Origin of the sequence: Acinetobacter sp. 'aerobic (ED)' (assembly GCF_904886855.1) — a bacterium.
In the GTDB taxonomy this organism is placed as follows: domain Bacteria; phylum Pseudomonadota; class Gammaproteobacteria; order Pseudomonadales; family Moraxellaceae; genus Acinetobacter; species Acinetobacter courvalinii.
This window is the reverse complement of record NZ_CAJHGI010000002.1, coordinates 519,407-541,329: the sequence shown is the minus strand read 5'-3', so window position 1 is coordinate 541,329 and position 21,923 is coordinate 519,407. Positions and strand designations below refer to the sequence as shown.

25 protein-coding genes are annotated in these 21,923 nt (G+C 41.7%); 14 read left to right on the top strand and 11 right to left on the bottom strand.

Translation table 11 applies throughout. The features are described from left to right. The first annotated feature begins 76 nt into the window (after positions 1–76). Positions 77–694 carry a threonine export protein RhtC gene (gene rhtC, locus JO943_RS06075; protein WP_005229055.1) on the top strand — a complete coding sequence of 206 codons (618 nt, stop codon included), beginning with the start codon at positions 77–79 and terminating at the stop codon, positions 692–694. A gap of 69 nt (positions 695–763) precedes the next feature. On the opposite strand, the gene JO943_RS06070 is transcribed toward rhtC, so the two are convergent. From JO943_RS06070 to JO943_RS06040, 7 genes are all read right to left on the bottom strand, one after another. Next, positions 764–1,300 carry a hypothetical protein gene (locus JO943_RS06070; protein ID WP_202740266.1) on the bottom strand — a complete coding sequence of 179 codons (537 nt, stop codon included), beginning with the start codon at positions 1,298–1,300 and terminating at the stop codon, positions 764–766. Between the two features lie 156 nt (positions 1,301–1,456). Next, positions 1,457–1,744 (bottom strand): PA4642 family protein, encoded by a 288-nt coding sequence (locus tag JO943_RS06065; RefSeq protein ID WP_005283978.1) that lies wholly within the window; start codon positions 1,742–1,744, stop codon positions 1,457–1,459. A 125-nt stretch (positions 1,745–1,869) separates the two neighbouring features. Beyond that, positions 1,870–2,142 carry a cell division topological specificity factor MinE gene (minE, locus tag JO943_RS06060; protein WP_004655180.1) on the bottom strand — a complete coding sequence of 91 codons (273 nt, stop codon included), beginning with the start codon at positions 2,140–2,142 and terminating at the stop codon, positions 1,870–1,872. Between the two features lie 2 nt (positions 2,143–2,144). Next, a complete protein-coding gene (gene minD / locus JO943_RS06055) occupies positions 2,145–2,957 on the bottom strand; it encodes a septum site-determining protein MinD (protein ID WP_032871786.1) in 813 nt (270 codons plus the stop codon). A gap of 65 nt (positions 2,958–3,022) precedes the next feature. Next, positions 3,023–3,742, bottom strand: coding sequence for a septum site-determining protein MinC (gene minC / locus JO943_RS06050; RefSeq protein WP_005283982.1), 720 nt, complete (start codon positions 3,740–3,742; stop codon positions 3,023–3,025). A gap of 117 nt (positions 3,743–3,859) precedes the next feature. Further along, positions 3,860–4,918: a preprotein translocase subunit SecA gene (locus tag JO943_RS06045; protein ID WP_202740265.1), complete on the bottom strand. Its 1,059-nt coding sequence runs from the start codon at positions 4,916–4,918 to the stop codon at positions 3,860–3,862. A gap of 24 nt (positions 4,919–4,942) precedes the next feature. Further along, positions 4,943–5,860, bottom strand: a complete 918-nt coding sequence (locus tag JO943_RS06040; protein ID WP_005283989.1) for an acyltransferase — start codon at positions 5,858–5,860, stop codon at positions 4,943–4,945. A gap of 380 nt (positions 5,861–6,240) precedes the next feature. Between JO943_RS06040 and JO943_RS06035 the strand changes: the two genes are divergently transcribed. The 11 genes from JO943_RS06035 to JO943_RS05985 all read left to right on the top strand — a co-directional run bounded on the left by JO943_RS06035 (position 6,241) and on the right by JO943_RS05985 (position 16,893). Beyond that, positions 6,241–6,894 carry an OmpA family protein gene (locus tag JO943_RS06035; protein ID WP_004770962.1) on the top strand — a complete coding sequence of 218 codons (654 nt, stop codon included), beginning with the start codon at positions 6,241–6,243 and terminating at the stop codon, positions 6,892–6,894. Between the two features lie 196 nt (positions 6,895–7,090). Further along, complete coding sequence (rep, locus tag JO943_RS06030) at positions 7,091–9,130, top strand: DNA helicase Rep (RefSeq protein ID WP_005229067.1); 2,040 nt, start codon at positions 7,091–7,093, stop codon at positions 9,128–9,130. Between the two features lie 6 nt (positions 9,131–9,136). Then, complete coding sequence (locus JO943_RS06025; RefSeq protein WP_202740264.1) at positions 9,137–9,610, top strand: DUF695 domain-containing protein; 474 nt, start codon at positions 9,137–9,139, stop codon at positions 9,608–9,610. 57 nt (positions 9,611–9,667) lie between these two features. Beyond that, a complete protein-coding gene (gene dut, locus JO943_RS06020) occupies positions 9,668–10,120 on the top strand; it encodes a dUTP diphosphatase (RefSeq protein WP_202740263.1) in 453 nt (150 codons plus the stop codon). A gap of 193 nt (positions 10,121–10,313) precedes the next feature. After that, complete coding sequence (locus JO943_RS06015) at positions 10,314–11,735, top strand: phosphomannomutase/phosphoglucomutase (RefSeq protein WP_202740262.1); 1,422 nt, start codon at positions 10,314–10,316, stop codon at positions 11,733–11,735. A gap of 13 nt (positions 11,736–11,748) precedes the next feature. Further along, positions 11,749–12,648: an acetylglutamate kinase gene (gene argB / locus JO943_RS06010; RefSeq protein WP_032867880.1), complete on the top strand. Its 900-nt coding sequence runs from the start codon at positions 11,749–11,751 to the stop codon at positions 12,646–12,648. 126 nt (positions 12,649–12,774) lie between these two features. Next, positions 12,775–13,551 carry a GNAT family N-acetyltransferase gene (locus JO943_RS06005; protein WP_202740261.1) on the top strand — a complete coding sequence of 259 codons (777 nt, stop codon included), beginning with the start codon at positions 12,775–12,777 and terminating at the stop codon, positions 13,549–13,551. A gap of 99 nt (positions 13,552–13,650) precedes the next feature. Then, positions 13,651–14,499, top strand: a complete 849-nt coding sequence (locus tag JO943_RS06000) for a class II glutamine amidotransferase (RefSeq protein WP_032871790.1) — start codon at positions 13,651–13,653, stop codon at positions 14,497–14,499. A gap of 284 nt (positions 14,500–14,783) precedes the next feature. Beyond that, a complete protein-coding gene (locus JO943_RS05995) occupies positions 14,784–15,239 on the top strand; it encodes a bacteriohemerythrin (protein ID WP_004770972.1) in 456 nt (151 codons plus the stop codon). 247 nt (positions 15,240–15,486) lie between these two features. Next, positions 15,487–16,569, top strand: a complete 1,083-nt coding sequence (locus JO943_RS05990) for a hypothetical protein (RefSeq protein WP_202740260.1) — start codon at positions 15,487–15,489, stop codon at positions 16,567–16,569. Beyond that, entirely contained in the window at positions 16,570–16,893 is a 324-nt protein-coding gene (locus JO943_RS05985; RefSeq protein WP_199949218.1) for an RnfH family protein, read from the top strand. A gap of 53 nt (positions 16,894–16,946) precedes the next feature. On the opposite strand, the gene JO943_RS05980 is transcribed toward JO943_RS05985, so the two are convergent. Continuing rightward, entirely contained in the window at positions 16,947–17,345 is a 399-nt protein-coding gene (locus JO943_RS05980) for an outer membrane protein assembly factor BamE (RefSeq protein WP_004655148.1), read from the bottom strand. 111 nt (positions 17,346–17,456) lie between these two features. Here JO943_RS05980 and fur point away from each other — a divergent pair, with 111 nt between their 5' ends. Beyond that, a complete protein-coding gene (gene fur, locus JO943_RS05975) occupies positions 17,457–17,894 on the top strand; it encodes a ferric iron uptake transcriptional regulator (RefSeq protein ID WP_004770976.1) in 438 nt (145 codons plus the stop codon). A gap of 97 nt (positions 17,895–17,991) precedes the next feature. Here fur and JO943_RS05970 read toward each other — a convergent pair whose 3' ends face one another. After that, on the bottom strand, positions 17,992–19,110 hold the full coding sequence (locus JO943_RS05970; protein ID WP_004770977.1) for a PilT/PilU family type 4a pilus ATPase: 1,119 nt from the start codon (positions 19,108–19,110) through the stop codon (positions 17,992–17,994). 24 nt (positions 19,111–19,134) lie between these two features. Continuing rightward, positions 19,135–20,172 carry a type IV pilus twitching motility protein PilT gene (locus tag JO943_RS05965; RefSeq protein ID WP_004770978.1) on the bottom strand — a complete coding sequence of 346 codons (1,038 nt, stop codon included), beginning with the start codon at positions 20,170–20,172 and terminating at the stop codon, positions 19,135–19,137. A 127-nt stretch (positions 20,173–20,299) separates the two neighbouring features. Here JO943_RS05965 and JO943_RS05960 point away from each other — a divergent pair, with 127 nt between their 5' ends. Next, the gene (locus tag JO943_RS05960) at positions 20,300–20,992 is read left to right on the top strand and encodes a YggS family pyridoxal phosphate-dependent enzyme (RefSeq protein WP_202740259.1); all 693 of its coding nucleotides are present in this window, start codon (positions 20,300–20,302) and stop codon (positions 20,990–20,992) included. A gap of 228 nt (positions 20,993–21,220) precedes the next feature. On the opposite strand, the gene JO943_RS05955 is transcribed toward JO943_RS05960, so the two are convergent. After that, complete coding sequence (locus JO943_RS05955) at positions 21,221–21,886, bottom strand: HAD family hydrolase (protein ID WP_202740258.1); 666 nt, start codon at positions 21,884–21,886, stop codon at positions 21,221–21,223. Positions 21,887–21,923: the final 37 nt, after the last annotated feature.

Here is a 21,923-nt window from a genome sequence, read left to right as displayed (position 1 = left end):
TTTCAAATTTTTATATGGTAAAAATCACGTTTTTTATTTAAGGTTGCGCTTTAAAATCTCAACCTTGAGGTGAGTCGTGTTCGTTGCATTAACTACACTCATTTTTATTCATTTCTGTGCATTGATTACACCTGGACCTGACTTTTTCTTAGTCTCACAAACCGCAATTAGCCGCTCGCGTAAAGAAGCCTTGCTGGTGGTACTGGGTATTTGTCTAGGAGCAATGTTGTGGTCACTGCTTGCCTTGATGGGACTCAATATCATCTTTGAAAAAATGGCATGGCTTAAGCAAGGACTGTTGATCGCTGGCGGGCTATATTTGTGCTGGCTTGGTTTTCAAATGCTTCGCTCTGCTTTCTCTAAAAATAACCCAACTATAAATCCAATAAGCTTACCTCAGTCACCTTATTTATTTTTTATGAAAGGCTTGTTGACCAATCTTTCCAATCCTAAAGCCATTATCTATTTTGGCAGTGTCTTCTCACTGTTTCTGGCAAATCCATTATTTGACCAACATCATTCTTTACTTTTTATTATTGTTTCGATTGAAACGATTTTATGGTTTGTCCTGGTCGCTTTTGTATTTTCTCTGCCAACATTTCGCAATGCATACCAAAACTTTGCCAAATGGATTGATGGAGTATCAGGCGGAATATTTACCTTACTCGGTATTTATCTGATCGGCAGCCGCTAATTCAGGGATAACAAAGCCTGCATCATGCAGGCTTTCTGATATACGCCAATCTTATGGTCTTTTTAACCCTTAAACTTCAAGAAAAAACCCGATTAATAACAAGATCCAGAAGATAGACCCAATAATAATCACAAAAATTTGAGCAATATTAAATTTTTCCTGTATCACCGCATTGAGTTGATCATCCTGTTTTTTGGCATGATTAAGGGCTACAAAAGCGGGAATAAGGAACATAAAACTGACTGATGAAATTAACCAGTAAGGATCTGGTAGGTTGGCGAATACTAAGGCGAAAAGGATATAGCCGATATACATCCAGCCTGCAGAAAATTCCTGAACATCGTCTTGTGCTTTGGCATATTCTCGGATTTTCTTAAACAGGGAATATAAGAAGAAAATGGAAAAAATAGCTCGGGCAGCCGGCATGATATTTAAATGATCTTTAATTGCGAAAAAGCGCCATGCCTTAAAAATCCACCATAGCTCGTATAACCCTAAAGAAATAATTGATAAAAAGATAAACCTTTTTAAGCTAATAATGGTTAAATCGGCTAAATGATGGTTTACAGGATCAGTTTTAATTACAGTTGTGTTTTGATCAGTCATGGTCTTAGTTAGAATAGCTAAAATATAAAAATTGTATTATTGGCAATCTATTTATCAGAGAATTTAAGAAATATCATTATTTTAATTAAAAACCACATAATTTACGCTTCAATTTATTGATATTGATAAATTATGTGGCCTTTATTGTAGTGTTGATTAAGCAAATTTCGCTAAAACTTCCAGAAAACCCGCTTTCTGGCGAGGAAATTGTGCAATCACATCATGAATGCGTTGGCCTTCAGGATTGGTTGCATTCAAGTCACGGCCATCTGCCAAAAACTTGGTAAGCAAGCGCTCATAGTCATTTGGACGCATATGTTTGAAGGCATGGTAGAGCACATGGAAGTCGGCATTTACGCCAGCTGGAGGAAGCTGGTTAAGGTAGGCAAACACACGCTCATCTGACCATTCTTCATTGAAAGTTGCTGGCTGTGATAATGCCATGACAATCTCCTCAGTCTTATAAAATAATAAAGGCAAAATATGAGGCAGGATGAGAAAAGTCATACTTTTCAAATTCTGCGACGTATTTTGCCCTTATTTACGAAAAATCGCTAATGAAAAAACTTCTAACGATCTTCAGGTAAATTGATATTCATTTCTAGCATTTCAATGTTTGCTTCTGAACGAACCTGCATTTGAATATGCTGTTCATCCACCCCACGAACATAACGACTCACAACCTGCATGATTTCTTTTTTCATTTGGTCGATTTTGTCCTGGCCTAAGCGACGGCCCAAGCCTTGTTCAGATGCAACAATAACTTTTAAACGATCTTTGGCAGTTTGTGCACTTGATGGTTTTTCATCACTGCTAAAAAGTTTACTCCAGAATCCTGCCATAATTACGCTCCAAATAGTCTAGCTAACCAACCTTTTGGCTGTACTGCAATGTGTCGATAAGGACGGTCTTCGCCAAGGAAGCGAGCCACTAAGTCATCATAAGCTTGTCCAGCTTTTTCTTCTGAATACAGAATCACTGGTTTACCTTCGTTTGATGCTTGAAGTACGCTTGGGCACTCAGGAATTACCCCTAAAGTCGGCACACGTAAAATATCTTTAGAAATATCGTCGATCGTTAACATTTCCTGCTTATCCGCACGTTCCGGATTGAAACGGGTGATACATAAATGCTTACGGATACGACCTTCGTTTTGTTCAACTTTTTTGGTTTTGCTATCAAGCATACCAATAATACGGTCAGAGTCACGTACTGATGAGATTTCAGGGTTGGTCACAATGATTGCTTCATCGGCATGATACATGGCTAGAATCGCACCACGTTCGATACCCGCAGGCGAGTCACAAATGATGTAATCGAATTCTTGCGAAAGTTCGTCGATCACACGTGCTACACCATCATCACTCAACGCATCTTTATCGCGGGTTTGTGACGCAGGGAGAATATATAAGTTTTCAATATCTTTATCACGGATGAGTGCTTGTTGTAAGCGAGCTTCATTATTGATGACATTGACAAAGTCATAAACTACACGGCGTTCGCAGCCCATGATCAAATCAAGATTACGTAAACCCACATCGAAATCGATCACAACAGTTTTATGACCACGTAGGGCTAAACCTGTTGCAAAAGATGCACTTGTTGTAGTTTTACCTACACCACCTTTGCCTGACGTTACGACAACAATTTTGGCCACCGAATCCACTCCTATTTATGGTCATACGCCCCTAAAAGGGCTTTTTTGGTGTTTAATGAGATAAATTAAAACTGCAAGGCCTCAAATTCAAGTTCTTGCTTGTTATTTAAATAAATATGTACAGACTTTTTGATCATATCTTTGGGAATATCATCGGCTACACAATAGGTCCCTGCAATCGAGATGAGTTCGGCTTCTAGCGAATGGCAGAAAATACGTGCTGCAGCTTGTCCACCTGCACCAGCAATGACTCTACCACGAGCATTGCCATAAATGTGAATATTTCCAGATGCAATCACTTCCGAACCACTATTCATGCCTGCATTTAAAATGATATCACCCTGATCTTGCACCAAACATTGGCCTGTACGCAAAATTTCATCATGATACGAGCTGATATAGGCATTCGATGTGTTTTTTTGTGGTGTTTGTATTGCTGAATTATCTGCGGCTTTTGCCGGAGCAGGATCAACCACCTGTTCTTTTGAGGCCTTGATACGTTGCAACGGCTGATCGACAGGTAGAACCGGGAATTGAATGGCGCGGGCTTCATCACCCAAGATGCCGTCAATCACTGCCATCGGTTGTAAACCTAGATCAATCAAGAGCTGAATCAAGGCAATCAGTTCTTGCTCAACCGTACTGTCAATAATGACCAGGGTACCGATATAGGAACCTTCATTCAGGGTGCTGGTAAGTTGCTGTCGGATTGCATTATGGTCATTTGTGTCGAACGTAAGTCGACTAAAATTCACCATTCTGCCCGTAATCCGTATATCAGCCATAATTTATCCTTCAGGGCTTTTTAAGCGCTCTATATGTGTTAAAGCAGTTGTAAATAAAAGCAAATGCTAGAACAAATTACACGAATTCTCTAGCTCGATTGGTAATTTTTCTTGTAATCATTCTGCTTTTTTATCCAATTGATCAGATTCTTGCAAAGTTTGCTGCCATTGCTTCACTTTTACTTGTTTTCTGATCGCTTCCAGACTTTCAAATACTACCGATTCGACCAGTTCTTCCAGATATTGATTATCAATATTCAACTGGCTGACCTGCTCGGCAATATATTGATAATTTGCATTTGGCCGTTGAGCTGATCCCGCTATAAAAGGATCAATCAAACCAGCGGTGATATTTTCACCTAAACGTTGACCAATACTTTGAATCTGTTGTTCGATTCTTCCCCCAACAATCGGGATCAAGCGTAACAGTTGCGTCAGTTCCGGCGTATCTTCAATGGCCTGATTGACAATAACGCCCACTTTCTGGGTAATCAGAGGTTGCTGTTGTTGTAATGCTGCAGCAAGCGACTCCTGTAGCATCGAGGCCAAGGTCACCGTAAACAGTTGTCGATGATGATCGACCAGATCATGAATAATTTTTTTATGATGCGAACTGGTTTGTAGTTCATGGCGGATTCCGTCAATTACGGTAATCACGACACGATCTGATAATTCTTCCATGACCACGCGATAATAAAACACGGCTTTGATGCGGATGCCGTCTGGTACCACTTTATAGCCGAGTTCATATAAACGGTAAGCAATCACGCCTGCACGGAACAAACGTAAAAAACGGAAATAGGGAATGATCGCCAGAATTTCATACCAGTGCACAAAAGGAAAGAACCACCAGCGTGCATGGTGTTTTTGCACAATCGACAGAAACCAGCGAATCACCAGTTCAACAATTAAAAAGATAATAAACCAGGCTTCGGTGGTAATCACCCACGGGTGTAGGTGAGTCCGGTAAAACTCCAGTACTGCCGGAAGCTGGATGGTATTAAAAAACCAGCTCCCGATATTGCTCATCAGGAAAAAGTTCATGCCCAAGCAGAACAGGTTAAAAACAATAATAAAGACCATAAAAATGTCATAGACCAGAAACAGCTTGAAGAACTTGCTGTTCGGATTGACATAGTTATATTTAGAGTTGTTTCCTGAGTCCGGCTGGGTCATGTCTTACTACAATTCCTTGTGCAACTATTGCTGGTATCTGGCTTTCATCTGGCTAATCAGCTGGTCTTTTTCAGTCCAGATCTGGTCCACCCATTTCTGGAAGCGCTCACGGTAAACCGGGTCATCTTCATAATGACCACCCAGTACCCAGTCTGGAATTTCAATCTTACGTAAATCTACAGCGATACGAGACACATCACCGAGCCAGAATTCGCCGTAACCCGGCGCACCGTCTGGATAAACAATGGTCATGTCGACCAAAGCATCAATTTTATCGCCGAGAATATTCAGTGCTAAAGCCAGACCACCGGCTTTAGGTTTAAGCAGGTTCTGATAAGGCGATTGCTGTGCAGTATGTTTTTCAGGGGTAAAGCGAGTCCCTTCTAAATAATTCAGTAAGGTAAACGGTTGACTGAGTAACTGTTCACAGGCTTTACGTGCTTCCAGCATATCACGCGATTTGAGTTCCGGATTCTTTGCGATTTGCTCTTTGGTGTGACGTTTCATCATCGGGAAGCCGAGGATTTTGAATGCCTGCCCGACAAATGGAATAAAAATGAGTTCCCATTTGGTAAAGAAGCGGGTCAGCGGCATACGGGTTAGGCCAAAATATTGATTGACTGTGGTATCGACCCAGCTTTGATGGTTGCAGATCATCATATATCGGCCCTGCAAATTCAGGTCAAGGCTTTCATCAATGCTGATATCCCAGTGTAGATCTGGCAATACATTGTCAATTAACCAGTTATTTACCCCGAGCCAGCTGTTGGTGATCTGAATATTGGTTTCGTCTACTTTTGATGATTTTTTAAATAATTTGGTTAAACCTAATGCCAGGACAGGAGGACCATGAAAAAATGTACTGCCTGTAATCACTGAACTAACGGTTAATCCTTTACTGACTTTTTGCAATAAGGACGCTTTTTTATTGGCGTTAGACATAAATCGAGCCTTGAGTGCAGAGGTTTGAAAAATGAGATGTTCCAACTATAAACAACAGATGTTGAAATACAACTGTATATTTTCAGATGTTGACAATTTTTATATATTTAAACGGCATAATGCTACTTTTTCCGATTAAATACCGGTTTTCCCAGATTGAGATCAGAAAAGGTATCCATGTGATGAGTGTCACATAAAAAAAATATTGTGTGAAAAGCATAAACATGAAGAAATTGTGATGCTTTATTCAAGTAAAATGCATCAAAATATTACAAAAATACAAATAAAGTGTTTATTATTAACAAAATATCAATGGTCTAGGACCGTTTTCTCATTCATTATTTGTCCAGACAACAAAATACATAGACAGGAGCTACGCAATGCGTGCATTAGTAATTTCAACACTCGTAGGGGCTGGATTGGTACTTTCTGGTTGCCAAACGACTGGTAATAACATCGGTGGCGTTGAATATGACAAATCTGCTTTAGGTGCATTAATTGGTGCAGCAGCAGGTTATGGCGTATCTAAAGGTAACGCAAATACAAGTAAACAAAACAACCGTGCTGCGGCAATCGGTGCTGTGCTTGGTGCTGCTGGTGGTTTATATCTCGACAATAAAGAGAAAAAATTACGTGAGCAAATGGCTGGTACTGGCGTAGAAGTAGGCCGTAACCCAGATGGTTCTGTTCAGTTAATCATGCCAGGTAGCATTACTTTTGATACCAACAAATCAAACATCAAACCTAACTTCTACAGCACTTTAAACAAAGTAGCGCAAACTTTAGGTGAAGATAACAAGAGTGCGATCTTGGTAACGGGTTATACAGATAATACCGGTAACGATTCAATCAACATCCCATTATCTCAAGCACGTGCGCAATCAGTGAAGAACTACTTAGCTGGTCAAGGCGTATCTTCTAGCCGTATCGATGCGCAAGGTTATGGTTCTTCTAACCCGATCGCTTCAAACGCGACTGCTGCTGGTAAAGAGCAAAACCGTCGTGTAGAAATCAGCATTTATGCAAAACAGTAATTTTTACTGATTTCTAAAAACCACCTTCGGGTGGTTTTTTTATTGTCGATCCAGTCAGGCGACAAGCCGTGGCGCAGCATTTGTACAAGACATCATAATTTATACATATCCCTGGATTTACTATTGGGTTTCTAAAACATAGATGTCTATAATTGTGCTCGAAAAATCAGGCTCGGAAACGAGAGAGGAATAACCAATGTCATCTGCCAGTCAACTTAATGACAAGCAACTTGAAGCCATGAAATATGTTCAGGGGCCTTTGTTGGTACTCGCAGGTGCAGGTTCGGGTAAAACATCGGTGATTACCCGAAAAGTGGCTTTCCTGGTACAGCAATGTGGCATTCCAGCCTACCGTATTACCGCAATGACCTTTACTAATAAGGCCGCACGTGAAATGAAAGAGCGTGTCGGTAAATTACTGTCACGTGAAGAAGCAAAAGGACTTTCGGTTTCGACCTTCCATACCTTTGGTTTGAATTTACTTCGTCTTGAACTAAAACATTTACCGCTTAAAAACAACTTTTCTATTTTAGATGCGGACGACTGTAAGCGAATCCTGATGGATTTGATGCAGCGTGACAACTTGTCAGGGGCAGAAAGTAAAGAACTGCTGGCCAAGGCAATGAAGAAAATTTCGGACTGGAAAAACGACCTGATCGTTCCAGAACAAGCCCATTCAACTTGTGAAACGGTTGAAGACGTCCAGTTTGCCCATCTTTATCAGCTGTATGAGCGTAACTTACGTGCATATAACGCGGTAGACTTTGATGACCTGATTGTGATGCCGACCCGTTTGCTTCAGGAAAATGCTGAAGTACGGGATAAGTGGCAAAACCGTGTTCGCTATTTGCTGGTGGATGAATATCAGGATACCAACACTGCGCAATATACTCTGGTCAAGCTATTGGTTGGGGTGATGGGGCAGTTCACTGCCGTAGGGGATGATGACCAGTCGATTTATGCATGGCGTGGTGCCAAGCCTGAAAATATGGCGTTATTGAAAGAAGACTTCCATAATCTCAAAGTGATTAAGCTTGAGCAGAACTATCGTTCGACCAGCCGTATTTTAAAAGCGGCCAATGCCGTAATTGAGAATAACCCGCATATTTTCGACAAGAAATTGTGGAGTGATAAAGGGCATGGCGAAAGTATTCGCGTGATTACCTGCCTAAATGACGATGATGAAGCAGAGCGCGTGGTGAAAGACCTGATCACGCATAAATTGATGAACGGTAAAAACTGGAAAGATTATGCGATCTTGTATCGTGGTAACTTCCAGGCCCGCGTGATTGAAACCCAACTGCGCCAGATGCAGATTCCTTATAAATTGTCGGGTGGTCAGTCCTTCTTCGCGCGTGCCGAGATTAAGGATGTGATGAGCTATTTGCGTCTTATCATTAACCCTGAAGATGACAGTGCATTCTTGCGTATTATTAATACGCCAAAACGTGCCATTGGCCCGGTGACTTTGGAAAAACTCGGTTTATTTGCCCAGGAAAATACCCTGTCTTTGCTTACGGCATCGTCTGACCAGCGTCTAAGCATGGTGTTGCCGAAGAAAGCGGCCACCCAATTGCATGAGTTTGCAGATTTTATCGCGACATTTACCCGTGAGTTGCTTGATGATGATGAGCCGATGCCAAAGGTTCGTCAAATGATCAATGAAGCGGGCTATATCGATTATATCCGCGAACAGGCGGCGACACCTGCTCAGGAAAAAACCAAGCTCGACAGTATCGAAAGTTTGTATAGCAGTATTCAAAATCTGTTAAATCGAACCGATGATGTCGATGAGAAAAATATTGAAAGTGTAATTCGCAAACTGGTATTGCTGGATATGCTCGAGCAGCAACAGGAAGAAGAAGACACCGATAAGGTGAACTTGTTGACGTTGCATGCGGCAAAGGGTCTGGAGTTCCCTTATGTGTATATGATCGGTCTGGAAGAAGAACTGTTACCGCATAAGAACTCGATTGCATCGGAAACCATCGAAGAAGAACGCCGTTTGATGTATGTGGGCATTACCCGTGCGCGTCAGGGCTTAACTTTGACACTGGCTGAACAGCGTAAGAACGGTGGACAAATGCGTCAGATGACGCCAAGTCGTTTCCTGGATGAAATGCCGCAAGACGATCTGGAATGGCATGGCCGTAAAAAGAAACTGGCACCGAATGTCGATCCAAAAGAGCAGGCGCAGCAGTATCTTGCCAATTTAAAAGCATTGTTGAAACGATAGTTTTTTGTGAAGCGATATATTTTTATTACTTTTCTATCATTGCTGTTTTTTAGCCAAACCGTAACAGCAGAAGAAACCTATTTTACTGCAAAAGGTTTTGAAAATGGAAAAGTTCTAGTATTTCGTGGCAAATATGCAGAAGGTATAGTCAAGTCGAATTATCCATATTTATTGAGAATTTATTGGTATTACTCAGATATTAATAAGAGTGGAATGCCTGATTCTCCAACTATGGGTGCACAATTTGCTTTTGAAGAAGATATTTCTAAATTAGATACCAAAGATCTAGGCCAACTAGTTTTAGTTGTAACTGGAAACTCAAGAAAAGAGTGGGTTTGGTATGTAAAAAATCCGATTGTTTGGAAAAAGAAACTCAACCAAGCTTTAAAGGGTAAGAAAATTTATCCAATAAAAATTGGTGAAACTTATCAACCAGATTGGGATTTATATTCAGATTTTATGAAAAATTTAAAAGATTAGTTGATTACATCTTCTAGTCTTTGGAAGTAGAAGTTTTATATTTGAAAGGTTAGCTTTATGAAAGTCCAAGTTAAAGTATTAGATACGCGTTTAGGTCAAGAGTGGGCTTTGCCTTCTTATGCCACCACAGGTTCGGCAGGTTTAGATTTACGGGCATGTTTAGATGCAGCGATTGATATTGCACCAGGTGAAACGGTTCTGGTGAAAACCGGTTTGGCGATTTATATCGAAGATCCAAACTTTGCAGGTTTGATTTTGCCGCGTTCAGGTCTAGGTCATAAACACGGGATCGTTTTAGGTAACCTGGTCGGTTTGATTGATTCGGATTATCAAGGTGAATTGATGGTCTCAGTCTGGAACCGTGGTCAAAACATCTTCCGTTTAGAGCCAGGTGAGCGTTTGGCACAATATGTGCTGGTACCTGTGGTACAAGCCGAGTTTGAACAAGTCAGTGAATTTGTGGCAACCGAGCGTGGTGCTGGCGGTTTCGGGCATACCGGCCAACAATAAGTTTCCGGTAAATATCACTTAAAATGCAATGTTTTACTGGGAAACGTTGCATTTTTCATATTGATTGTTTGTTTAAAGTATATTACAAAGCAACTGATTAATTATTTTAATTTTTCTGAACAAGGGTTAGTTAATTACTTAATAATTTCGCCATCTTGCATAATCAGAATGATTATAAAAATAGGGGCTTGCTGTGAATATACAACAAACTTTTCCTTTGAATATTTTCCGTGCCTACGATATTCGCGGAAAACTTTCAAATCTCACGCCAAATATTATTTGTTCAATTGCGCATGCCCTGGCGTTACACTATAAAAATGCTGGACAGCATCAGGTTGTGATTGGGTATGATGCGCGATTAAGTAGTCCTCATTATGCTGAAATTATTCAGCACGTTCTTCAGCAACAAGGATTGCAAGTCACCAATATCGGTTGCTGCTCATCGCCAATGATGTATTACATTGCCCGGGATTTTGGGGGTAATGGCATTATGGTCACTGCCAGTCATAATCCAAAGTCCGATAACGGCATTAAATGGATTGTCAAAGGGGAGCCTCCGAGTCCAGAGATGATTCAATCCGTTGGACAGCTTGCTCAGATTTCCCAACCAGCCGCAAATGAAAATTTCTCCGCCGATATTCGCCCGCATCAGATCATTTCTCAATATTGTTTACCTTACCAACAGTCTTTAATTGATGATATTCATCTGGCACGTCCCTTAAAAGTGGCTTTGGATGGTTTACATGGCTCGGCAGGCCGTTGTGCAAAGCAAGTGCTGGAGAAGTTAGGCTGTGAGGTGATCGCATTACGTTGCGAAGCCAATGGACATTTCCCTGATCATGCACCTGATCCTTCCCATGCCGAGCATTTAAAACAGTTACAGGCTGTGATCCTGTCAGAGCAGGCGGAACTGGGTATTGCACTGGATGGAGATGGTGATCGGGTCGTATTACTGGATCAGCAGGCAAATATTATTAGCCCTGACCGGTTGTTGTCCCTATTTGCACAAATCTGTTTACAGCAGCATCCGCAAAAAGAAATTGTATTTGATGTGAAATGCTCGCGTATGGTGGCGGATACGGTTCAGCAACTGGCGGGTCAGGCTAAAATGATCCGTACCGGCAGCAGCTTCTTACGGGCCTATTTATCTCAATCCAAAGGTGCAGCCGTTTTTGGCGGAGAATATGCAGGCCATTATGTTTTTAACGACGGACGTGGCTATGGCTATGATGACGGCCTCTATGCGGCCCTGCGGGTGATGGAATATCTGACCCAATCCACCGCAAAAAGCTTGTCTGAATTACTGAGTATTTATCCTGAACGTTACTGTACAGAAGATACCTATATCAGTACCCATGATGCCAATCCGCAACAGGTTTTAAATGAAATAGAGATTTTAAGTCACCGTCTAGGCGCACGTTTAAGTAAAATAGATGGAGTAAGACTTGATTTTGATGATGGTTTTGGCATTATTCGAGCATCAAATACGGGTGAATATTTTACCGTCCGCTTCGATGCAGACAATCCGGACCGGTTAATCGATATTCGCCAGAAGTTTGTTTCCATGTTGCAAGATCATTATCCACAGATTGCACAAGAACTCGCACAGGCTTAATAAGGAGAGACGCATGCCACATGAGCATATCGGCATTGATAAAGCAAAAATTTTGATTGAAGCTTTGCCGTATATCCAACGATTTGCAGGAAAAACGTTGGTTGTAAAATATGGTGGTAATGCGATGACTGATCCTGAACTGGAAAGCTCATTTGCCCGTGATATCGTATTATTAAAAACAGTCGGTTTAAATCCGATCGTTGTACATGGGGGCGGTCCACAAGTGGATTCATTATTAAAACGTCTCGGGCAGGAATCTGATCGTATTGATGGCATGCGCGTAACCGATGAAGCGACCATGGAAGTGGTTGAGATGGTATTGGGCGGTAGTGTCAACAAATCGATCGTGAACCTGATTAACAAACATGGTGGTCGTGCCATCGGTTTGACCGGTAAAGATGGCAACCTATTGCGTGCGCGTAAGTTATTGATGGAAAAGCAGGAAGCGGATGGTTCCGTTTCTCAGATTGACTTGGGCATGGTGGGCGAAGTCACAGGTGTAAAAACCGACGTCCTTGAAATGTTTACCCAAAGTGATTTTATTCCTGTGATTGCACCGCTGGGTGTAGATGAAGAGGGCAATACTTATAATATTAATGCAGACCTTGTGGCTGGAAAGGTTGCAGAAGCCTTAGGGGCGGAAAAACTGATCTTATTGACCAATATCAGCGGTGTACTGGATGAAAATAAGAACCTGTTGACAGGCCTGACTACGCAAGAAGTTGACCGTCTGATTGAAACCGGTGTGATTTATGGTGGCATGATTCCAAAAGTCGGTTGTGCACTCGATGCGGTAAAAGGTGGTGTAGTAAGTGCGCATATCGTTGATGGACGCGTACCGCATGCAAGTTTGTTGGAAATCTTTACCGATCATGGAGTAGGGACTTTAATTACCAATCGGGTCAAGCATTAATTCTGTCGATTAAAAAATTGAGGCCTGAATAGGGCCTCTTTTTTTCGTCATGTGTTGTTCATGTTTTAGTCATCTCAATGTCATTTACGCGCCTTAAGGTAAAGCTAGTCATAAGGAGCTTTCATTATGCTAGAAAAATTAAATCAATATCGCCAGACATTGACTTTACCTTTACGCCACAAATCAGCTCAAAACCAGTTCCGTTTTGAATGGGTGGATAATTTAAAAGAATTACAAGATGTACAACGTTTTAGAGCCACGCAATTTAGCCATCAGTTTGGCATGTCTTTTGAAGACGGTTTAGATCAGGATCTGTATGATTTTGGCTGTGAACATGCCGTTTTACGTGAGAAATGGACAGGTGAAATTGTTGCCTATACCCGTTTGAAATTATTTCAAGGCCATGAAATCGGGCAGAGCTACAGCGCGCAAGAATTCGAAATTGTTCCACATTTATCTCATTTACCAAGTGTTTTAGAAATTGGCCGAACCTGTGTTCACCCTCAATTTCGTTCTGGTAAAGCACTCTCCATGCTATGGTTGAATCTGGTGCCTAAAGTATTATGGTCAATGCGTGCCAAATATTTAATGGGCTGTGTCAGTATCCATTTAGATGATAATCTGGCCCGTGCCTATTATACCCATCGCCAGATTCAGCAACTGGGTGAGCATCAAAGTATTGATATCCGCTCAAAGCGTATATTTGAACCAGAACGTCCTGACTATAGCTTTCCGCAAGATGAGCGCATGCCAAAACTATTCCAGACTTATTTGGGTATGCAGTCGAAACTTTCAAAACAGGCATTTTATGATGAAGACTTTAAATGTCTGGATTATTTTGTGTTTCTGGAAGTGAACAAGATTGCCATGTCTTTTGTCATGAACAAAATGGTGCAGCGTTAGTGCTTTATCATTCTTAATCTAATAGTGAGCACATATTCAGATTTACAAGCGATCTCAACCTCATGCACAATAGGCATAGATGTTAGATAGTTAAAAGATATGTGCCAGCTATTAGGAATGAATTGTGCTACCCCGACAGATATTACCTTTTCGTTTCGTGGGTTTTCCCAACGAGCAGGGGTCACGTCTGATCATTGTGATGGTTTTGGTATCGCATTCTTTGAAGATAAGGCTTGCCGCCTATTTGTCGATAACCAGTCGGCAGTCGAATCTCCGATTGCCGATCTGATTCGCAACTATCCGATCAAGTCTCGTAATGTCATTGCGCATATCCGCAAAGCGACCCAAGGCAAAATCAATTTAGAAAATTCACATCCTTTCTTGCGAGAGTTGTGGGGCCGACACTGGATTTTTGCCCATAATGGCGATTTGCATGACTTTAAACCTGAATTAAGCGGTCGATTCGAACCGGTTGGTAATACCGATAGTGAACTGGCATTTTGTTATTTGCTGGATCAGATGGTTGAAGCATTTGGTTATACCGAGCCAAGTTTAGAAGAAGTTTTTTCGCTATTGCAGCGCATCTCTCCACAAATTGCCGAGCATGGAACTTTCAATTTTTGCTTGTCCAATGGCAAGGCGTTGTATAGCTATGCCACCACCAAATTGCACTGGCTGGTACGCGAATATCCTTTTCAGCATGCACACTTAATTGATCTGGATGTCGAAGTTGATTTTAGTCAGGTCACGACGCCTGACGATCGTGTGGCAGTGATTACCACAGAACCTTTAACGCATAACGAAGCGTGGACTGCCTACCAGCCTGGGGAAATGATCTTATTCCAGTGTGGCAAACCGATTTTGCATGCTTTAACCCGCGTCGAGCGTTTAATCCGCGAGGCAGAAAATCCTGCATTAAAACGAATCACTAAAGCAGACCAATATTAATATCGAAGATATAACCAGAATATATGTTTTAACTGTTTTTATTAAAAAAATTAGTGCTCATTTTTCTGGTTATATCAATAAAATTAGATAGATAGTTTTTCTTGCTGGTTAAAAAATACTTGAGTGTTTTGATCGGTAAAAATATTAAATTAAATATAAAACAATAGTTTATTATGTTTTGTTAATAAAAAATGCAAACCTGACAAAAATGCTGCGTTTTTATTTAAATACTTTACCGATATTATATCCGTATTCAATAAATCAAATATGGTTTGGGGTTCGATATGGGTATGAAATGGTCTGTCGAATATAATACAGGAATCGAGGTGATCGATGATCAACATCGTCGTATTCTAGATTATATTAATGAAATTGATGAATTAAAAGAAGACGATGATCGTGCAAAGTTAAAGGGGATTCTGGATAATATTATTGATTATACCCAGTCTCATTTTACCTTTGAAGAAAGCTTGCAGGAAGAAGCAAATTATAAATATCGTGTGCCGCATAAACGGGTACATGACTTATTTATCAAAAAGATAGAGACTTATCGTCAGCGTTTTGAATTGGGGCAGGAAATTGATAGTGAGCTACATGAAGCACTATCAAAGTGGTTGATTAATCATATTCGTCATGATGATGCCGATTATGTCGGTGCTGTCAAAGAAAATATGATTGGCATTATTAAAGAAAATGAAAAGAAAAAAGGGAAGAACTGGTTTTCTCGATTCTTCTCATAATAATAAGATAATAAAAAAAGATCCCTTGTTATAAAAAATAATAAGGTTGGTATGAGTGATATACAGGGGGTCGAATGAATAAAATAATAACTGGTGCGCAGCAAATCATCTTGACGAGGTGATTTGCTTTTTTCTTTTGCGATCTTTTGTTTTGATTTTCAAGCGTGAGAAAGGCAAAATAGATTGAATATTTCATTGCAAACACCATAAAGCGCAATGAGTTCAAAGATTTTTCAAGGAATGCATTATGCAGGACACAACTCTGTCACGCTGGTTTGCCCCAGTGATGGCGTTTTGCCTATCTTTTGTCATGATTACCACATTGGCACCGACGGTGGGTATCCAGATTGATCGTCAATTCGATTTCTGGTTGCTATGGTTAGGGACCATGATTTTATTGGCACTGCCAATCGGCTATCTTGAAATCGCTTTAGCAAAGCGTTCACAAACCACTGCATTGCAAGCCCTTTCAAGCCTGACCCGTGATGCCGATGCTTCACCAAAATGGCGTCTGGTTGGCTGGTTAGCAGTTGTTTTCGTCCCGTTTTTTGCAGGTAGCGTGTTAAGCACTGCAAGCCATGTGGTGAATGCGCAACTGGCATCTAATATTTCGAGTCAGATCCTGTTCGCGATTCTTGCGCTTGTGGCATTTGCACTTTCTTTTATTCCTCGTCAATTCCTGATTGCTTTGACCACCATTGGTGTGGTTGCTGCGTTCGTTCTTGCTAATGTGATGGGAACCCAGTTACAGGCTTGGCACTGGACAGGTGTGGAGTTTAGCGAGTGGGGCAATGCCACCGTGCTGGCCTTGGTCGCAAGTGGTCTAGGTTTGGGCTTATATTGGCAGAGTAGTCTGGCGATAGTGAAAAAGCAGGAAGCTGCAACCACTTCAGTGTTGCCGATCTGGATAGCTCAACTGCTTGCCGTGATTGCATTTGGTTTCTTCTCGATTCAGGCTCAGTTGCCTGCGTTGGCCTGGGGTTTTGCTGCCCTGATGTCGGCTGCCTTATTAATCCAGTTTGCAAAAGAGCAACTGGCGCAGCGCCAGCTGGCGATTGTAGTGCAATGGGCAATTTTACTTGCAGCCGTTGCAGTATGGGCAGTGCCTCAAGTTGAGCAAGTTTTTAATACTGTATTGATGCTATGGGGACTGGTCATTTGCCTGATCTATGCCTTGTTTGCGGGCTGGATCATGAAGATCAGTCATCTGCGTAAAGCCATGGGCTTTAGCAATGAGCTGTTCTATAACCTCTGGCGTATTGCGATCCGTATTGTGTTACCCCTTTCAATTGTGGTCGCGATTATTGCAGTGATCGGGCAAGTGATCTAAATGGAACCGATTAAACAAGTCTGGGTGGCTTACACCACACCTGAGCAGCAGTTCCATCTTAGGGTTGCATTTAGTGAGGGAATGACGGCTCAGCAGGCGATTGATGCCAGTGGCTTAGCCGAGCAGGTGGGCCTGCCAGAAGTTTTACATTTGGGAGTTTTTGGTAGCAAGATTGAAGCTGAGACTGTGCTACAGGCCGGGGACCGGGTCGAAATCTATCGTCCCTTAACCATTAATCCCAAAGATATCCGTCGGAAACGGGCAGAAAAGAATCCGGTTGGACGATTTATCAAGGGTAATCGCTTTAGACCATCAAGCTCATAAAGAAAACCCCTCACGATTCTCTCGATGAGGGGTTTCTTTTTACGGCAAAGCCGTTATAGTGGGGGCGCAGTCAAAATCGCTTCTTTTGATGCCGGTAAACCAGGTTGTGATTCTGGAATCGTATCCAAGCCTTCCAGACGTTCGACATTACCATTCGCATCAAAATAAACTTTCAGATGCTGGCCGTGTGCCGCAGGTATTTTTGCTTTTTTCGCATAGGTACCCGGGATGTAGTTGTAGATGTAGTCCCAACGTTGTGGATTCAGTGGATCTGTCACTGTTGGACTACCCAGCAAGAAACGGACTTGCTGAAAGCTCATGCCCACTTGTACTTGAGATGCTTGTGCTTTGGTTAATGGTGTTCCCTGTGGAATATCGACTTTATAAACACCAAAGACTGAACAACCGCTAAGTACTGAAGTGACGAACAACGCCAGCATGATTTTTTGCATTTTGCTACACTATCCTGATAAATGATGATGCATTTGGTTCAAGGATAGATCATACTGCATCTAAACTCTATTGCCTATTCCAACTTAAGATTTGTTGAGAGACCTTTTTTTATGCCGATTTCCAATCAAGACTTACGCAAAGCTGGACTTAAAGTTACCCTTCCTCGTATTAAGATTTTGGAATTATTAGAAAATTCAAAACAACATCATTTAAGTGCTGAAGATATTTATAAAACTTTGCTTGAGCAAGGTGAAGATGTAGGTCTAGCAACGGTTTACCGTGTGTTAACACAATTCGAAGCTGCCGGTATCATTCAGCGTCACCATTTTGAAAACAACCATTCTGTTTTTGAAATCATGCAAGAAGATCATCATGATCACCTTGTATGCTTGAACTGTAACAAAGTTGTTGAATTTACAAATGATATTATCGAGCAAGAGCAACATGCGGTTGCTGATAAGCATCAATTTGCCTTAACGGGCCATTCTTTAAACCTTTACGGCTATTGCAGTGATGCAGAATGCCAAGAGGCTTATCGTAAAAAATAAGCTGAGTTGAGTTAACATTTTTAAAGTTCACGAAAATTGAACAAATAAAAAGGGAAGGTTACAAAAACCTTCCCTTTTTTTAATGGCTTAGTTTGAACTATTGCCCATCGAAGGTAATGTTACGGCTGGCACTCAATAACTGGTCTGCGCCTTCTTCGGAAAGTTTGATGGTGAGACGCAAGTCGTTTGGTGAATCGGCATGCTTTAAGGCATCTTTGTAGGTGATCTGACCTGCCTTATAAAGGTCGAATAGGGCTTGGTCAAAGGTCTGCATACCCAACTCACGTGAACGCTTCATCAGATCTTTAATCTCGTGAATTTCACCCTTACGGATATAGTCGGCCAGAAGCGGGGTGTTAATCAGAATCTCAATCGCAGCACGACGTGAATTACCATCAGGTGTTGGAATTAGCTGCTGCGCCACTAACGCTTTTAAGTTCAGCGACAAGTCCATATACAGTTGGCTGTGACGATCAGCTTCAAAGAAGTGAATAATACGATCCAATGCCTGGTTGGCATTGTTGGCGTGCAGGGTCGCGAGTACCAAGTGTCCTGTTTCTGCGAAGGCAATCGCGTAGTCCATGGTTTCACGCGAACGGATCTCACCAATCAGGATCACATCCGGTGCCTGGCGTAGGGTATTTTTCAAGGCCACTTCAAATGAATCGGTATCAATGCCGACTTCGCGTTGCGTTACAATGCAACCTGCATGTTGGTGTACGAATTCGATCGGGTCTTCAATGGTAATAATATGACCTTTGGAATTCTGGTTACGGAAACCAATCATCGAAGCAAGGGAAGTCGACTTACCTGTACCTGTTGCCCCTACAAAAATGATGATACCGCGTTTGGTCATCGCCAGTTCTTTCAGTACTTCAGGCAGTTTCAGGTCATCCATGGTGGGGATGTGGGTCTCGATCTTACGTAACACCATGCCCGGCATATCACGTTGCTGAAAGGCACTGACACGGAAACGGGCCGTTTTTTCGCGATTCATGATCGCGAAGTTACATTCACGGGTATCGGCAAATTCTTTACGCTGTTTGTCCGTCATGATGGACTGTACCAGTTGACCGACAATTTCCCCAGACAGCTTGGTTTTTGAAACAGGGACAATCTGCCCGTTAATTTTCATTGAAGGTTCAACATCCGCCGTGACAAATAAGTCTGAGGCATTCTGCTGAATCATCAAATTGAGTAAGTCATTAAAGTCCATGATATTTCTCTAATCCATTTATTTTTATAGGAATGACTCAGGCTGTTTCGCCACGGTACGTGCCGTTTGCGGGCTGATTAAACCTTTGGACACTAGTGTTTTCAAACTTTGATCCAAGGTGGTCATACCGTAGTTGGCACCTGTCTGGATCGCTGAGTACATTTGCGCGACTTTATTTTCACGCACAAGGTTACGAATTGCCGGAATCCCGATCATGATTTCATGTGCAGCCACACGGCCACCGCCGTTCTTTTTCAATAAGGTTTGTGAAATCACCGCTTGCAAAGATTCAGACAACATGGCACGCACCATGTCTTTTTCTTCAGCAGGGAATACGTCGATGACACGGTCAATGGTTTTTGCGGCAGAGGTGGTATGCAAGGTACCAAATACCAGGTGTCCTGTTTCCGCAGCGGTCAATGCTAGTCGAATGGTTTCCAGGTCACGCATCTCACCGACCAGAATAATATCCGGATCTTCACGTAGGGCAGAACGCAGTGCGGCATTAAAGCCATGTGTATCACGGTGTACTTCACGCTGGTTGATCAGGCATTTCTTCGACTGGTGTACAAATTCGATTGGATCTTCTACCGTGAGGATATGGTCATAACGGTTTTCATTAATATAGTCGATCATTGCCGCGAGGGTGGTTGACTTACCTGAACCTGTTGGGCCTGTCACCAACACAATCCCACGTGGATAATCACAGATTTCCTTGAAAATTGTACCGAGGCCTAAATCTTCCATCGTCAACACTTTGGAAGGAATGGTACGGAACACGGCACCAGCGCCACGGTTCTGGTTGAAGGCATTGACACGGAAACGGGCAATATTCGGGACTTCAAATGAAAAGTCAGTTTCTAGATCTTCTTCAAAATCACGTCGTTGTTTATCATTCATAATGTCGTACACTAGACGGTGTACATCTTTATGTTCCAGTGCTGGCAAGTTGATACGACGGACTTCACCATCTACGCGAATCATCGGAGGCATACCCGCTGACAGGTGTAAATCTGACGCACCGTTTTTAACCGAAAAGGCGAGTAATTCTGTAATATCCATAATTTCCCCGAAACAAACTCAAAAAGTCTCATTATTTTGTAGAATAATATAAGGCTTTCATTCCGGCTTACCAACACCTTAAAGAATGGGAAAGCAAAAAAACATTTCGTAAATGAGAACTGTGTCAATGAATCAATCGCAACAATCCCGCCAAACTGTTTTAAATCAAATAGAACACGCCTGTCAGCAAGTTCAGCGGGATCCTGCGACTGTGCAATTGTTAGCCGTTTCAAAGACTCATCCTGCATCAAGCTTACGAGACATGTACGCAGTGGGACAGCGTTGTTTTGGTGAAAACTATCTACAGGAAGCCTTGGAAAAAATTGAAGAGCTCAAAGATCTGGAGATTGAGTGGCATTTTATTGGTCATGTACAGCGCAATAAAACCAAGCATCTGGCTGAAAAATTTGACTGGGTGCATGGGGTTGACCGTTTGATTATTGCCGAGCGTCTATCTGGCCAGCGTCTGGAATCGCAAGCGCCGTTAAATATTTGTCTACAAGTGAATATTGATGGACAAGATTCAAAAGATGGTTGCCAGCCAGAACAAGTGGCTGAACTGGTTCAGCACATCAGCCAGCTTCCGAATATCCGTTTACGTGGCTTGATGGTGATTCCTGCACCTGACAATCATGCGGCATTTGCACAGGCTAAAGTATTATTTGATCAGGTGAAATCTCAACATGCACAGCCGCAAGACTGGAATACCTTGAGTATGGGCATGTCGGCAGACCTGGAAGCAGCGATTGCAGCGGGTTCAACCATGGTCAGGGTTGGGACAGCATTGTTTGGTGCAAGGGATTATTCAGCAAAAGCCTAAAGAACTATTGTTGTCGGTTTTGACTTACACGTACTGGTCTCTTTAGCGACTATAGATAGTGGTCTTTTTAACTTAATCTGGCTTTATCAGGAACAGGATGTTTCGTATAAGAACAATAATGAGTGTTGAATGGAATCAGGTATGACAGGAGTTATACCTTTGCAGAATCTAAAAAAGTCTCGACAGGATGTCGGGGCTTTTTAGTTTTAATTATAGTTTTTATTCAATTCAAATGGTTTTTAAAAGATCGATCAGGTTTGTATAGTGGTGTAGCGTTGCATCAGCGATTAATGACCTTATTGATGGATCAGGATGAAAGAAAATGGTTTTCATCCCGACAGCCTTTGCACCTTGTATGTCTGCCACTTCATTATCTCCGACAAAGATACAATCTTGTGGGTGAACATCAAGCTGCTGACAAGATAATAGAAAAATTGCAGGGTCTGGTTTTCTAAGTCCAACAGCCTCAGAAACAATAATGCTTGAAAAGAACTCCGTCAGACCTAGGGCATAAAAATTATGCTCTTGAAAGGGTGTTCTACCATTAGAAATTAGTCCAATCAGATAACCTTGCTCTTTCAATTTAATAATCGTATTTTCTACATCCTTAAAACAACATGAAAATTTATTAAAATCATTAACATAACTTGCTAAAAGCATATCATGTGTAACATGATCAATTGAAAACTCATGAATGAGTTGTTGATAAACGCTATCTTTCCAGACCTTGCCATTATCATCTAATTCTAGAAAGTGTTGGATAAATGACTCTCTATCCTTGGTAGCAACTAATTGAAAAAAATTGATCTGCCACCTTAAGAATCTTTTCAAGGAGGTTGTTCTATCCAGTAAGGTTTGATCAAGGTCAAAGATAACGGCTTTCTTAGGAATCATTAGTTCTCAATATTGTGATTATTCAATCATCATAAAA

Excerpts from the sequence above, each read along its gene's own strand:
- JO943_RS06070 (WP_202740266.1), bottom strand. The coding sequence starts at position 1,300 with ATGACTGATCAAAACACAACTGTAATTAAAACTGATCCTGTAAACCAT.
- JO943_RS06065 (WP_005283978.1), bottom strand. The coding sequence starts at position 1,744 with ATGGCATTATCACAGCCAGCAACTTTCAATGAAGAATGGTCAGATGAG.
- minE (WP_004655180.1), bottom strand. The coding sequence starts at position 2,142 with ATGGCAGGATTCTGGAGTAAACTTTTTAGCAGTGATGAAAAACCATCA.
- minC (WP_005283982.1), bottom strand. The coding sequence starts at position 3,742 with ATGGCTGATATACGGATTACGGGCAGAATGGTGAATTTTAGTCGACTT.
- JO943_RS06045 (WP_202740265.1), bottom strand. The coding sequence starts at position 4,918 with ATGACCCAGCCGGACTCAGGAAACAACTCTAAATATAACTATGTCAAT.
- JO943_RS06040 (WP_005283989.1), bottom strand. The coding sequence starts at position 5,860 with ATGTCTAACGCCAATAAAAAAGCGTCCTTATTGCAAAAAGTCAGTAAA.
- JO943_RS06035 (WP_004770962.1), top strand. The coding sequence starts at position 6,241 with ATGCGTGCATTAGTAATTTCAACACTCGTAGGGGCTGGATTGGTACTT.
- rep (WP_005229067.1), top strand. The coding sequence starts at position 7,091 with ATGTCATCTGCCAGTCAACTTAATGACAAGCAACTTGAAGCCATGAAA.
- dut (WP_202740263.1), top strand. The coding sequence starts at position 9,668 with ATGAAAGTCCAAGTTAAAGTATTAGATACGCGTTTAGGTCAAGAGTGG.
- argB (WP_032867880.1), top strand. The coding sequence starts at position 11,749 with ATGCCACATGAGCATATCGGCATTGATAAAGCAAAAATTTTGATTGAA.
- JO943_RS06005 (WP_202740261.1), top strand. The coding sequence starts at position 12,775 with ATGCTAGAAAAATTAAATCAATATCGCCAGACATTGACTTTACCTTTA.
- JO943_RS06000 (WP_032871790.1), top strand. The coding sequence starts at position 13,651 with ATGTGCCAGCTATTAGGAATGAATTGTGCTACCCCGACAGATATTACC.
- JO943_RS05995 (WP_004770972.1), top strand. The coding sequence starts at position 14,784 with ATGGGTATGAAATGGTCTGTCGAATATAATACAGGAATCGAGGTGATC.
- JO943_RS05990 (WP_202740260.1), top strand. The coding sequence starts at position 15,487 with ATGCAGGACACAACTCTGTCACGCTGGTTTGCCCCAGTGATGGCGTTT.
- JO943_RS05985 (WP_199949218.1), top strand. The coding sequence starts at position 16,570 with ATGGAACCGATTAAACAAGTCTGGGTGGCTTACACCACACCTGAGCAG.
- JO943_RS05980 (WP_004655148.1), bottom strand. The coding sequence starts at position 17,345 with ATGCAAAAAATCATGCTGGCGTTGTTCGTCACTTCAGTACTTAGCGGT.
- fur (WP_004770976.1), top strand. The coding sequence starts at position 17,457 with ATGCCGATTTCCAATCAAGACTTACGCAAAGCTGGACTTAAAGTTACC.
- JO943_RS05970 (WP_004770977.1), bottom strand. The coding sequence starts at position 19,110 with ATGGACTTTAATGACTTACTCAATTTGATGATTCAGCAGAATGCCTCA.
- JO943_RS05965 (WP_004770978.1), bottom strand. The coding sequence starts at position 20,172 with ATGGATATTACAGAATTACTCGCCTTTTCGGTTAAAAACGGTGCGTCA.
- JO943_RS05960 (WP_202740259.1), top strand. The coding sequence starts at position 20,300 with ATGAATCAATCGCAACAATCCCGCCAAACTGTTTTAAATCAAATAGAA.
- JO943_RS05955 (WP_202740258.1), bottom strand. The coding sequence starts at position 21,886 with ATGATTCCTAAGAAAGCCGTTATCTTTGACCTTGATCAAACCTTACTG.